The organism is Lysinibacillus sp. C5.1 (assembly GCF_016350185.1).
In the GTDB taxonomy this organism is placed as follows: Bacteria; Bacillota; Bacilli; order Bacillales_A; family Planococcaceae; genus Lysinibacillus; species Lysinibacillus sphaericus.
Window position 1 is genome coordinate 3,877,685 of record NZ_CP066226.1, and the last position, 13,695, is coordinate 3,891,379.

At 39.4% G+C, this 13,695-nt stretch carries 10 protein-coding genes; 3 read left to right on the forward strand and 7 right to left on the reverse strand.

The genetic code is table 11. The features are described 5' to 3' along the window. Positions 1-18: 18 nt before the first annotated feature. The 3 genes from yhaM to I5435_RS18975 are packed head-to-tail and all read right to left on the reverse strand — an operon-like array spanning position 19 to position 5,065. Entirely contained in the window at positions 19-957 is a 939-nt protein-coding gene (gene yhaM / locus I5435_RS18965) for a 3'-5' exoribonuclease YhaM (protein WP_024362296.1), read from the reverse strand. Then, on the reverse strand, positions 954-3,842 hold the full coding sequence (locus I5435_RS18970; RefSeq protein WP_337982777.1) for an ATP-binding protein: 2,889 nt from the start codon (positions 3,840-3,842) through the stop codon (positions 954-956). The genes yhaM and I5435_RS18970 overlap by 4 nt, the downstream gene beginning before the upstream one ends. 8 nt (positions 3,843-3,850) lie before the next feature. Continuing rightward, positions 3,851-5,065, reverse strand: a complete 1,215-nt coding sequence (locus I5435_RS18975; RefSeq protein WP_258843121.1) for a metallophosphoesterase family protein — start codon at positions 5,063-5,065, stop codon at positions 3,851-3,853. Positions 5,066-5,353: 288 nt separating this feature from the next. On the opposite strand from I5435_RS18975, the gene I5435_RS18980 reads away from it, so the two are divergent. Beyond that, positions 5,354-5,539 (forward strand): YhzD family protein, encoded by a 186-nt coding sequence (locus tag I5435_RS18980; RefSeq protein WP_024362299.1) that lies wholly within the window; start codon positions 5,354-5,356, stop codon positions 5,537-5,539. A 256-nt stretch (positions 5,540-5,795) separates the two neighbouring features. Here I5435_RS18980 and I5435_RS18985 read toward each other — a convergent pair whose 3' ends face one another. Continuing rightward, positions 5,796-6,578, reverse strand: a complete 783-nt coding sequence (locus tag I5435_RS18985; protein ID WP_024362300.1) for an enoyl-CoA hydratase — start codon at positions 6,576-6,578, stop codon at positions 5,796-5,798. Between the two features lie 139 nt (positions 6,579-6,717). On the opposite strand from I5435_RS18985, the gene trhO reads away from it, so the two are divergent. Beyond that, entirely contained in the window at positions 6,718-7,680 is a 963-nt protein-coding gene (gene trhO / locus I5435_RS18990) for an oxygen-dependent tRNA uridine(34) hydroxylase TrhO (RefSeq protein WP_231785065.1), read from the forward strand. A gap of 75 nt (positions 7,681-7,755) precedes the next feature. Here trhO and I5435_RS18995 read toward each other — a convergent pair whose 3' ends face one another. After that, positions 7,756-9,420 carry an FAD-binding dehydrogenase gene (locus I5435_RS18995; protein WP_337982778.1) on the reverse strand — a complete coding sequence of 555 codons (1,665 nt, stop codon included), beginning with the start codon at positions 9,418-9,420 and terminating at the stop codon, positions 7,756-7,758. Between the two features lie 812 nt (positions 9,421-10,232). Here I5435_RS18995 and serA point away from each other — a divergent pair. After that, the gene (gene serA / locus I5435_RS19000) at positions 10,233-11,840 is read left to right on the forward strand and encodes a phosphoglycerate dehydrogenase (RefSeq protein WP_024362303.1); all 1,608 of its coding nucleotides are present in this window, start codon (positions 10,233-10,235) and stop codon (positions 11,838-11,840) included. A 158-nt stretch (positions 11,841-11,998) separates the two neighbouring features. On the opposite strand, the gene I5435_RS19005 is transcribed toward serA, so the two are convergent. Both I5435_RS19005 and I5435_RS19010 read right to left on the reverse strand, forming a co-directional pair. Beyond that, positions 11,999-13,474, reverse strand: coding sequence for an aldehyde dehydrogenase (locus tag I5435_RS19005; RefSeq protein ID WP_337982779.1), 1,476 nt, complete (start codon positions 13,472-13,474; stop codon positions 11,999-12,001). A gap of 13 nt (positions 13,475-13,487) precedes the next feature. Continuing rightward, entirely contained in the window at positions 13,488-13,685 is a 198-nt protein-coding gene (locus I5435_RS19010) for a 2-hydroxymuconate tautomerase family protein (protein ID WP_024362305.1), read from the reverse strand. Between the last annotated feature and the right edge of the window lie 10 nt (positions 13,686-13,695).

Consider the following 13,695-nt stretch of genomic DNA (forward strand, 5'->3'; position numbering starts at 1 on the left):
TTTTTATTTCCTTTTTGTTTACTGAATACTTGGCTTGTAAAACGAACGATTATCGAGTGGGAATAGTCGCTCTGTAAATTCTCCAGGAGCCGTTTTACCCAATGCTCGCGTAAGCATATTCATTTTTGCATCAATATTATCAATATAATGTAAGATTTCCGCTTCTTGAATCATCGGTTTTTTCGGACTGCCCCATTCTTCTTTCCCGTGATGTGAAAGTACTAAATGTTGTAAAAGCATCACTTCTTCGCCTTCGATTTCAAGCTCACTTGCGATTTTAGCTATTTCATTGACCATAATGGTAATATGACCAAGTAAATTCCCTTCCACTGTGTACATTGTTGCCACAGGTCCAGATAATTCAACAACTTTACCTATATCGTGTAAAATAATGCCCGCGTATAACAAATCACGATTTAACGTTGGATACAAATCAGCAATTGCTCTTCCTAGTCTCAGCATCGATACCATATGATCCAGCAAGCCAGAAGCATAATCATGATGGTTTTTTGTTGCTGCTGGATATACTAAAATAGCATCCTGGTGCTTTTTAATAGCTGCACGTGTAATACGAGAAATATTCGGATTTTTAATATCGAAGAAAAATTGCGTTAATTCTTCGTAAAGCTGTTCTTTTGGAGTAGCTGCAGAAGGAACTAAATCATTTACTGCAATTCCCTCCTCTGGTTTTGCCACACGAATCGTTTTAATACGTAATTGATTTTTCCCGCGATAGTCGTGAATTTCTCCACCTACATGGACAATCGCCTCTGCATGATACATTTTTTCATGCTCTTCGTTTGTGTCCCATAGTTTCGCCTCAATATCTCCACTTTTATCTTGTAGTAATAGTGACATAAATGGCTTACCTACAGTGGTAACCCCTTTTGTCGACTGTTTAATTAATAAAAATTGATCAACTGATTCTCCTACTTGGAGCGTCGTAATACCTTTCATGTGGACGTCACTCCCCTTTCATTTGCTAGTGCTCCTAGATCGACAATTTGTTCTTTTTGCCAAAGTTCGAGCATCCCTTCATGGCAAGTAAAATATAAAATTTGACGTTCATATCCTACTTCTTTCATTAATTGTACCATTTTGTTTGTACGGTTTCGATCAAAATGGACAAAAGGATCATCCATAATAAACGGGAATGGTGCTGAAGTTGCAAGGGTTTTCGCAAGTGCCATTCGCAGAGAAATATAAGCTTGCTCCTTTGTGGCTTGTGATAATTCTGCCACATGATAGCGTAATCCAGAAACAGCTTGTGCTTCGAAATAGCCTTCTTCATGAATAAAGAGCTTATCGTAACGACCAGCTGTTAAGGAGTGGAAAATAGCATTTACTTGCGTAAGGACATGTGGCAATTTCTCCTCACGTAGGCGGAATAATGTTTCATGAATTGCGGTTGCCAACATTTTTTTACTAGCCCATTGTTCTATCAGTTGTTGCAATAGTGCTTTTTCTTGCTCAAATTGTTGCAGCAATAGTCCATATTTTTCATCATTGAGCAATTGTTCTTTTTCAATCTGCAATGTAGCTCGTTCTTCTAGACATTGATCAATTGTTACTTGAAGGGCATTACGCTCTTCCTCTAATGCGTGTATTTTTTCGTAAAGTTGTGCCCCATTTAGCAAACGCTCTTGCTGCTGTATTTCTAAAGAAGCCAACTGATTTTGAATTGTTTGTAATTGTGCCTGTAGTTTTTGTTGCTGCTGAAAGTGCTCAAACATCTCATAAAAAGCGTGTTCTGAATTGACGTTTGCGCTAGTAAATAACTGTGCGATTTGTGATTCATAGTTTTGCAAAAGTGATTGTACCTCTTGCTTTTTTGATAGTAGCTGGGCAACTTGTTCTGTTGTTTGCAACATTTGTTGTTGTGCCTGCTGAATCGCTAAATAGCTTGCACGCAGATGCATAAAAATTTCCTGCTCACTATATTCATTTTTTAAAACTTGCTGTACCGCTTCATAAAGCTCGTTTTTTTCATTTTGTATCGCATGCAAAAGCTTGAATGTGCTCCTTTGCTTTACGTCCATTTCCTGTACAGTGCGAATGCGCATAAACAACTCCGGCAATAAAGTCCTTGGCACATTTCCTTCTAAACGAAAACGCCGCAAAAAGTTTTCCAGCATTTGATTTGCTTCAGCGCTTGTTTGTTCAGCTTGTTGAATTTTATGTTCGAGCTGTGCATATTGGCGTTCTTTGTCGCGCTGTTGTTCATTAGCTACTATCCACCGATCTTCAAGACGCTGTTTTTTCGCAAGCAACTGTTGAACTAAGTGTTCTTCTTGCTCTAGTTCTTTTAATAAGTGGCTATTACGCTCCAGCGGCTCTTCTTCCACTTGTTTAACATGTTTTAAAAACAATAAGAATAATAACCCTAAGATGGCTCCAATCACAATGACCGCCCAATTCTTTTCAACAACACCATAAACAACTGCCACAATACTTAAAGCTAACACGAGATAGATAAAAAGTATCGGTTGCTTCGGTTTCGAGCGTTGTAACGGAACATGTCGTAATTGTTCCAAGCGCCTTTTTTTCTGGGGCCACTGTGCTAAAATATGTTCTTCCTCAGCAGTTAATGCCTCCTGTTGAAGCTGCTTTTTCTGTCTAGTAATGCTATCTAATTCCTCATGTATTTGCTCCAATGATTTTAAATAAAACTTTAACTCTTCTTCTGTTGTACTTAATACGGTCAAGTGTCGTTGAAATTGTTCCTCTTGTTGTAAAGATACAGTTCCCTCAAGAAGTATTGCTTGCGCTTCATTTTCTTGCACACCTAATAAACGAAACTGGGCTTCGATGTCTTGCTGTAAGACAAATAGCTCGTCCTTTAAGTTCTGTTCTTTAACAACAAGCTGATTCCACGTTGCTTCTTTATGCATCAGCCTTGTCATTTCTTCAATGGTCTGTTCATCCGCAGTCAATTGTAGCTTACTTTGTAGAACTTGATATTGGTCCTCTAGTTGCGTCAGTTGCAACGTTTCATGCGTTAATCGATCTTTTAACTGTTCATAGCGTCTAATCCCTTCTGGAGGGAATTGAACAGGTGCATTGCTATTCAGTGACTGCTGTAGCTTATCTTGCTGTTCAATAAGTGGCAGCGCTTGTTTCATGATAGTAAGTTGTTGCCATTCATGTTGCAATGTTTTTTGCTGGTTGTATAATTCCTTTAACTGGTGTTCGAGATGCTGTAATTTGAGCGACTTAGCTTCAAAGGTCTGAATGGTCGCCTGTTCTTTTTTAATCGTCTTTTCAAGCTGCTTTAAATGTTCAATCTTTTGATTAATAAGTGGTAGCTTCCCAGATTTTTTAAAAAGTTCGCCAGCATCTTTGTCTAATTTCTTTTCAAGTGCAGATAGTTGGTGAATACCGGTCGTTCCCGATGCGAGCAATAAATGCGTCAGTTCATCCTCCGACATTTTTTCGATGCCTTGTAGTTCATGAATGGAAAATGAAAAAATAGCTTCGAATGATGCGCGTGAATAGCCATACAAAAGCTTCGCTAACAGTTCCTCATGCCCCTTTGTACCATCTTCTGTATAAACTGTGACATCGCCCGTTGCCTTTCCTTTTACACGTTCAATTGTACACTGACCATATATTGGGTGTTGAATGGTCAACTGACCGCCAAATTTCGGTGATGTCTTCGGCTCATATTTCCTCTGGCTTTGCTGCTTTGTTGGAAAACCAAAAAGCATCTGCAATATAAATTGTTGGATTGTCGTTTTCCCAGCTTCATTCATACCGTAAAAAATGGTCACACCATCTTGGAGGGAAATGGTGATATTTTCATGTTTACCAAAGCCGTAAATGTGGATTTTCTGTATCGTCAACAAAGTTCTCACACCCTTTGAATTTCATCCGCTAATAACGCCTGCGCCTCAAGCTTCAAATGCTCAATTTCTCGTTCCGTTAAAGGTTCAACAAATCTCGCACCACTCGCATGTTGGTACAAATCCTTTAAAATATCCTTCCACTCCGTAATGTCCCATTGATCCATAACGCTTATGACCGATTCTGTTATAGCTGTCGATTCAGAAGAAGCTATACTTTTGTGGATAAATAGTTTTTGCACCCACCCCATCGGTTCAATGCCATCCTCTGCTTCCCGAATAGTTTCTAGCCATTCATCTATCGTGGCATGTTCAAATAATGTTTCAGCTTCATCATCTATATGGTGTAAGTGCAAGTCAATAACTGATGCACCATATTCCATGCGATTGTTGGCGATAGCCTCCTCGCATTTTTGCAGTAACTCGTTAGCATGCATTACATTTGTACAATCCACTTCCACGACGTTATAAACAACAGCAGAAGTTGGTACAAATGTTAAATTAGCTGTGGTTTGTGACAAGGTTACATCGTAAAATCCTTTTACACCTTGTTCATTACGATGGCGGCTTTGAATATTGCCTGGATAAACAATAGGTGGTTCTTTGTGTAATAACTGTCGTTTATGAATATGGCCAAGCGCCCAATAATGATATCCTTTTGCAAGAAGTTGTTCTTTTTTAAATGGTGCATAAACCGCGTGCGTTGAATCACTGGCTTCACTGCCATGCAACATACCTATATGGATTGCATGCTGATCCTGCGCCACTGGATAATGATGGATCATCGCTTCTTTTACATGACGCTGACCATAGCTGAAGCCATAAATATTGACCTGCTGACCACGAATTTTTAATTGCACAACACTCGTATCTGCTGGTAACTCGTAGACATTGCTTGGCAAGGCAAAGCGTGTCCAAGAACCATGTAAATGATCGTGATTGCCATAGCTGACAATAACGGGGATGTTATGCTCAAAAAGTGTTTCCATTGCTGTTTGAAAACGTCTTTGTGCCTGTAAGCTACGATTTTCTCCATCATAAATATCCCCAACAATCAGCAAGAAATCTGGTCTTTCTTCGATTGCCCTATGAATAATTTTATCAAATGCTTCAAAGGTACTTGCTCTAATTTTCTTAAGATTATTGTCAGGTAATCCAAATAAGCCTTTAAAAGGACTATCTAAATGTAAATCTGCCATATGGAAAAAACGAATTGCGGACATCTAATCACCTCTATAAATAAATTGAATCTCATCATTAAGTCTAGATTTTAATTTTTTTGTAGATTTGTGCCTATCTACAGAAAGGATGAATCAAAAGCGAATATTTGTTCTATTTTATCATACTTCCTACAATATGAGAAACGAATTCATGTTACAGCTCTTCTTAAGGTTGTACTAAATTTTCCACAATTTTCGTAAATTATCGAAATATTCGCTAGATATACCGTGAAGTTTATATTTCTTCTATGTATAATAGAGATATAATTTAGTAAAGGGTGGGGTTTGTGTATGAATAATTATCGTTTTACAGCTTTTGAGAAAACTGGTGAAACTTTGTATGATGAAACTTGGACATTTGAAAACGATGAAGCTGCAAAAGTAAACGGTCAACAGCAAATCGAAGAAAAGGGAGTTGCGGAAAAAACACATCGCCTTGTTAACTCTTCTGGAAAATTAATATTATTCCATGTTTAATTGATGACGCATGTCACATTGTAATTAGCTATATCTTTGAAAATAGGTAAGCCCCGCCACTTCGCTTTTTGTGGTCGAGCATCGAGCATTCTCTTTTGCATCATGCATGCAACGGAATCTCGTTGTCTCGCTACAGAAATGTTCGTGGCGGGGCTTACGTTGTATAGTCTATTGTTATCAAAACATCAATCGTACTTTTATCCATCCAGCCTGTTCTTTGCTAAGCTGTGACCTATACCTCAATTCCAGGAATGCCTTATTGTCCTACAAAGACAGGTGTTCTTTTTTCAACAAATGCATGAATGCCTTCTAAATGATCTGCCGTTTTTCGCATAGCTGATTGCCCTTGAGCTTCCATCGCTAAAATGCTCTCTAATTGAGGCATATTCTGACTATGCAAAATTCTTTTTGTCATAATCATTGACGCAATTGGTGAAGCAAGCATCTTTCCTACTAACTGATCAGCCACTGCAAAAACCGACCCTTCAGGTGCAACATAATCAATTAAGCCTACGCTATGTGCTTCCTCGGCTGTTAGCACTTTTCCTTCCCAAATCATTTGTTTTGCCTTTACGGTACCAATTCTTTCCTTCATAAAGAAATGACCCCCACCATCTGGTATTAAGCCAATCCCGATAAAGTTCATTGCCAGCTTGCTATTTTCACAAGCAACGATAATATCTGCACCAAGTGTTAAACTAAATCCTAACCCCGCTGAAGCACCATGAACTGCTGCTATTACAATCATTGGTAGTTGGTAATAGGCCTTAACAATACGAGTTAAATAGCCCATTGCCTCATCAATATTTAACGGCTTATTAGGATCAAGCATTGCTTTAATATCCCCACCCGCAGAAAAAACTTTACCTTCCCCGCGAATAACTAATACCTGTATTTCCTGTTCTTGCTGTAATGCTTCAAAGCACTCCGCTAATTCACGCATCATCACATCATCCATTGCATTCATAGCTTGTGGTCGATTGAGTGTTAATGTTGCACGACGCTCTAATTTTTCTAATGTAATTGTTGAAAATTCCATGTCCCACACCCCCAAATATGAATAGTCATTCACTATGTACTATTCGTCTTTTTTTGGAAAACTCCTTCTGTTCTACGCAAAATAGCTGTTGTTATGCTATATTTAATGTCGAATAATGAAATTAAAGGTGGGTATTTTTGTGACACAAAAGGACTTTCGTGTATTACTTTATTATAAATATGTTGCTATCGAGGATCCTGTAGCATTTGCAGCAGAGCATTTAGCATTCTGTAAAGAACTTGGTTTACTCGGTCGTATTTTAGTAGGATTAGAGGGCATTAACGGGACAGTATCTGGTACGGTTGAGCAAACTGAACGCTATATGAATCATATGAAGGCAGATCCTCGTTTTAAAGATATTATGTGGAAAATCGATGAAGCAGAAGGACATACCTTTAAAAAAATGCATGTACGTCCTCGTAAAGAGATTGTCCACCTAGGGCTAGAACAGGATATTAACCCATTAGAAATAACGGGCGATTATTTAACACCTAAGGAATTTATGACGCGTATGCAGGCAGATAATACCGTTATTATCGATGCCCGAAATGATTATGAATATGATTTAGGACATTTCCGTCATGCTGTGCGTCCAGATATTGAAAACTTCCGTGATCTTCCTGCTTGGATGGAGGAACATAAAGAGGATTTTGCTGGTAAAGATATTTTAACTTATTGCACAGGCGGCATTCGCTGTGAAAAGTTCTCTGGTTGGTTAAAGCGTGAGGGCTATGGTGAAAGTGTCGGTCAATTACATGGCGGCATTGCCACGTATGCTAAAGACCCTGAAGTTCAGGGACAATTATGGGATGGACAGATGTTTGTTTTTGACCGCCGTCGCAGTGTGCCGATTAATCAGGTAGAGCATGTGATTGTTGGCAAAGACTATTTTACCGGAGAGCCAACAGAGCGTTATACAAATTGCGCGAATCCGGAATGTCATAAATTAATGCTATGCGAGGAAAAGCATGAGGCATTTTATATGCGCAGCTGTTCAGATGATTGCCGACGCGCAAAACGTAATTTCTTTGTTGAAGAAAATGGCTGGACAAAAGAGCAAGTGGAAGAACAAATCGCAAAAATTGCACAAGTTCAACGTTAAATTGTTTGAGTGACTGGCACTGCGGGCACGTTGTAAGCCGCAAGCGGCTTACATTTCGTGCTTCCCGCAGATACCCTAATTGTGTGAGTGACTGGCACGGGCTAAATATCGTCCTACTTGCCGTCCAGTGAATAAACATCCGCCAACAAATGTGCCTTCCAACGCGCGGTATCCGTGTACCCCACCGCCACCGAAACCACTCACTTCTCCAGCTGCAAATAACCCTGGCACTGGCTGACCATCCATACCAATTACAGCCCCATCTAAATTGGTTTGTAACCCCCCTAATGTTTTACGGGTTAAAATATTTAAGCGCACCGCAATTAATGGCCAATTTTTTGTATCCAACATTTTATGAGGCTTTGCAACGCGCACGACCTTATCACCAATATAATTTCTCGCTCCGTAAATGGCATTCACTTGGACATCCTTCGTAAATTTATTATCCATTTCGCGATCTCGTGCTAGAATTTGTTCCTTAATTTTCATAAAATCAAGCAAGTCATTACCTGCAAGCTTATTCATACCATCGACGAGTTGCTTTAAATCGTTCGCTATAACAAAATCCTCACCATGATTTTTGAATGCTTGAATCGGCGCAGGTGGACCAGGCAATATACGTTTCAGCAACTGCGGGATGCTTCTATTTGTTAAATCTGGATTTTGCTCTGAACCCGATAAAGCAAACTCCTTTTCAATAATTTTCTCCGTTAAAATAAACCATGAATAATCATAACCTGTTTTTTGAATAGCCTCTAATGTACTTAATGTATCAAACCCTGGAAAGTTGGGTGTCCCAAAGCGATTTCCCTCGGCATCAAACCACAAGGAGGAAGGGCCTGGTAAAATACGAATACCGTGATTGGGCCAAATTGGATCCCAATTTTTCAATCCCTCTGTATAATGCCACATACGATCACGATTAACGATACGGCCACCTACATGTTCAGTAATTTCTAGCATTCGGCCGTCTACATACGCTGGTACACCACATACCATATTTTTTGGTGGTGCCCCAAGTCGAGATGGCCAATTTTTGCGCACTAAGTCAATATTGGCACCAATACCACCACTTGCAACAATAACCGCATCTGCTTCATAGGAAAATGCACCAATGCCAAGACGCGAGCTTTGCTCTCCACGTTGGGCAAAGCTTTCTGCTAAAATTGTGCCACTTATTCCTGCAATTTTGTCGTCTTTTTGTATAAATTCATCGACACGGTGCCTCGGCTTAAAATCTACCAAGCCTTCCTTAATCGCTTTTTTCACTTTATCGGCAAATGGCTTTACAATCCCTGGGCCTGTTCCCCAGACAATATGAAAACGCGGAACTGAATTACCGTGACCACCTGCTAATGAGCCCCCACGTTCAGCCCAACCAACAACAGGGAAAAACTTTATTCCGAACGATTTAAGCCAAGCGTATTTTTCTCCGGCAGCAAAATCTACATACGCTCGTGCCCATTTGTAAGCCCATGCATCCTCATCTTGCAATCGGTCAAAACCAGCAGTCCCTAGCCAATCCTGCCATGCAAGCTCTTTACTATCCTTAATGCCAAGCCTCTTTTGCTCTGGTGAATTTACTAAAAAGATGCCACCAAAAGACCAAAATGCCTGTCCCCCCATCGAATTTTCAGGCTCCTGATCCACTAACAGTACACGCTTCTTCGCATCTATTAATTCACAGGCGGCAACAAGTCCAGCCAGTCCAGCACCAACAATCGCTACATCGTATTTCATACCCACACCCCCTAAAATCTAAATCCAGCTTTCTTTACATACATTCTTCTCTTGTTGTTGCTTTACCTTCTAACTTATTATTACTTTGCAAAAAATGTTTCAGCACAAAATTGTTCGCCTTCCGCATCAAAATAAAGAAAGTTTATTGGAAATAATCTATTATATTCCAATAATTATTTATTGTTTTTTTATCATTTCATTCTCTAGAAATCCCCATGTCACCTGTCTTGACAGATTCGTTAGCGCTTACATTGTCCTCTACAAAAAGACGAACATTATTAAATTAAAAAGTTAATATAGTTCGTTTTTAGGTATTTTTCAGACTTTTGAAGTGAGGAATTTTAATCTTTTTTCGATTTATTGTTGACAAAGGTGAACAATAAGGATTATGATGTTATCAAATTTAATCACACAAAAATATAACGACGGAGACACGCTAGTCGAAAGAAAATCCAAAGAGAGCTGATGGTTGGTGTAAATCAGTGATTTCTACGATATAGTTCCACTCCCGAATAGATAAGCCGAAACTGTCAAAGTAAGCCTATCCGTCACATGCACGTTACGCATATAGCTAAGACTGCAACGAAATCCTTTCGTTCAGTGATTAAGGGTGGTACCGCGAACCTATATTTATTCAGCCTTTCGCCCCTTACGACACAATACCTGTGTTTGTAAGGCGTGGAGGGCTTTTATATTGTTTCGAATAAAGAAAGGAGATTGTTTGCATGCTGTAAGATGCCGCAATATTACAAAATCCGGACTGTCACATAGAGACACCACTAATAATTTTATTTAAAAGGAGCTAATTACAAATGACAACTGCAACAAAAACTATTAACGTATTTATCGCTGACCCACTAAGTGAAGATGGTATTTTCCCACTACGCCAAGAAAAAGATTTAAACTTAAACGTTATTATTGATACTGGGCTAGCACCAGAGGAGTTAATTGCAAAAATCGCTGATATTGACGTATTACTTGTGCGTTCTCAAACTACTGTGACACGTGAAGTAATCGAAGCTGCAAAAAATTTAAAATTAATTGGACGTGCTGGTGTAGGTGTTGACAACATTGACCTAGCTGCTGCAACAGAGCATGGTATTATCGTAGTCAATGCTCCAGATGGTAACACAAACTCTGCAGCTGAACATACAATCGCCATGATGACTTCTCTTGCTCGTCACATTCCACAAGCTTTCAACACACTGAAAAACGGTAAATGGGACCGTAAATCATATGTTGGGGTTGAGCTTAAAAATAAAACATTAGGTGTTGTTGGCTTCGGTCGTATCGGTGTAGAAGTAGCTTACCGTGCAAAAGGGCAACGTATGAATATTATGGCGTATGATCCATTCTTAACTGATGAACGTGCAAATGAATTAGGTGTAACAAAATCTACTGTAGAAGAAATTTGTGCTGCTGCTGATTTCATTACAGTACACACACCATTACTTCCTGAAACACGTAACCTTATTAACAAAGAAAAATTCGCTATGATGAAAGATGGCGTACGTATCATTAACTGTGCACGTGGTGGTATCATCAATGAAGACGATTTATATGATGCGATTGTAGAAGGCAAAGTAGCAGGTGCAGCACTAGACGTATTCGTTTCTGAACCAGCGACTGATCATAAATTACTAACTTTACCACAAGTGATTGCAACACCTCACTTAGGTGCATCTACAATTGAGGCGCAAGAATCTGTAGCCGTTGACGTTTCTAATGACATTATTAAATTCTACAAAACAGGTACAGTAACAAACCCAGTTAATATGCCTTCAATTCCAAAAGAACTTCTTGCACAAGTAGAACCTTTCTTTGAATTAGCTGAAAAACTTGGTTCATTCTTATCACAAGTTACAGTAGAGCCTGTAAAAGAGATTAACTTATCTTATGCTGGTGAAGTAGCAAATTACGACGTACGTCCTTTAACTTCTAATGCATTAAAAGGATTACTAGCTAAAAACCACGGCAACCATGTCAATGACGTTAATGCTCGCTACTTATCTGAACGTATCGGCATGAAAATTAACGAGCATAAAACAACTACTGCTAAAGGCTTCACAAGCTTAATTACGATTGAAGTAAAAACAGCAAATGAAACACATACAGTAGCTGGTACATTACTAAATGGCCTTGGCGCACGTATTGTAAAAGTAGAAAACTATGTAGTAGACGTTGTACCAGAAGGACACCTTCTTTACATTAAAAACACAGATAAACCAGGTGCAATTGGACGTGTGGCAACCAAATTAGCTGAAAAAGACATCAACATCGCTACGATGCAAGTGGGACGCGCTGAAGTTGGCGGAACAGCTGTTATGATGCTAACGATCGATAATGTAGTGACAGAAGAAGATTTAAAATTCGTTGCACAACTTGAAAACATCGACGAAGTAAAAGCAATTGACCTTTAATCATTAACATACGCAAGCAGAGAGTAATTACTCTCTGCTTTTTCTTATTCATGAAAAACGGAGTTTATTTTAACAAGCTGGGACAAAAAGAAAAAGTGTTAGATAATCTAACACTTTTGGCTATGCCGTTGTTGTCTGCCTTACTTTTTGTTTGGGTGTTATTTTAACGCAATACAAATATTTTTTGCTTCGGTGAAAAATTCTAGACTATGGTGACCACCTTCACGCCCTACGCCGCTCTTTTTAAAGCCGCCAAACGGGGCACGTAAGTCGCGTACAAACCAGCAATTGACCCAAATTGTTCCCGCCCGCACATCATGTGAAATACGATGTGCACGCTGTAAATTTTCCGTCCAGACCACTGCATTCAATCCATATTCTGTGCCATTTGCAATCGCTAATGCTTCCGCTTCTGTGTCAAATGGAATAATCGTCACGATTGGCCCGAAAATTTCCTCTTGGCAAATACGTGCTTGAGCATTTTCCTGCAAATATATAGTCGGTTGTAGGTAATATCCAGTACTTAAATGTGCTGGTAATTCAGGACGTTTGCCACCATAAATAAGCGTAGAGTTTTCATATTCAGCGATGCTTAAATAGCTAGTTACTTTGTTGTAATGGGCTTGACTTACGACTGGTCCCATATTTGTTTTAGCATCTTGCGGATCGCCAACAACTAATGCTGCAGCCGCTTCTTTAAAGCGTGAGAGGAATTCATCTAAAATAGTACGCTGCACTAAAATACGTGATCCTGCTAAGCATACTTGACCCGAATTCATAAATGCTGCCTGAATGGAGACAGGAATGGCCTTATCTAAATTGGCATCTTCAAAAATAATATTAGCTGCCTTTCCACCTAATTCAAACGATACCTTTTTTAATGAATCTGCACCATTTTTCATTATAGCTTTCCCTGTTGTTGTTTCCCCCGTAAAAGAAATTAAATCAACTTCAGGATGTGTCGTCATAAATTCTCCTGCCGACTGAACACCAAAACCATGCACGACATTAACGACCCCATCTGGAATGCCAGCCTGTTGTGCTATCTCCCCAAGTAACGATACGGTTAGTGGAGTAATTTCTGCTGGTTTAATAACTGCCGTATTCCCTGAAGCTAAACATGGCCCAAGCTTCCATGTTGTCAGCATAAATGGTAAATTCCATGGTGTAATTAATGCAGCCACTCCAACTGGCTCATAACGCGTATAATTTAAATACGCATCATCCATTGGATATACCTCACCACCTTGCTGTTCCATAAAATCCGCAAAAAACTTTAAATTTTCTGCTGCCCGTGGGATTTCACGCTCTAACGCTACTTGGTAAGGCTTCCCTACGTCTAATGCTTCTAAGCGTGCTAACTCTTCTTTGCGTTCGATGATGATTTCTGCCATCCGTCGAATTTTTGCACAACGTTCCGATAGTGGCATCGTTCGCCAAGGACCTTCTTCAAAAGCTTGACGTGCAGCTTCACAAGCACGATCCACATCTTCAAAACTAGCTTCGTGAACTTTTGCAATAATTTCCTGAGTCGCTGGATTTTTCACCTCGAACAATGTTTGAGAAGAAGATTCTACATATTCTCCATTTATGAATAGTTTAACTTCCTTCAATTTCGTTTGTGTATTTGCCATGATAGACCACTCCTTACTCTTCATTTTGTCGACGTTGGATGGACTTTCCTGCAATCCCCCAATGAGAACTTGGGATTTCATTTAAACATACACGAACCGTTTCCAGTGGTGCCTCGAGTACCGAAGAAACGGTTTTACTTAGTTCTTCTATTAATAGTTCCTTCTGTTCTTTCGTTCGCCCCTCAATAAACGTTACTTGAATAAATGGCATCTCGACTCCT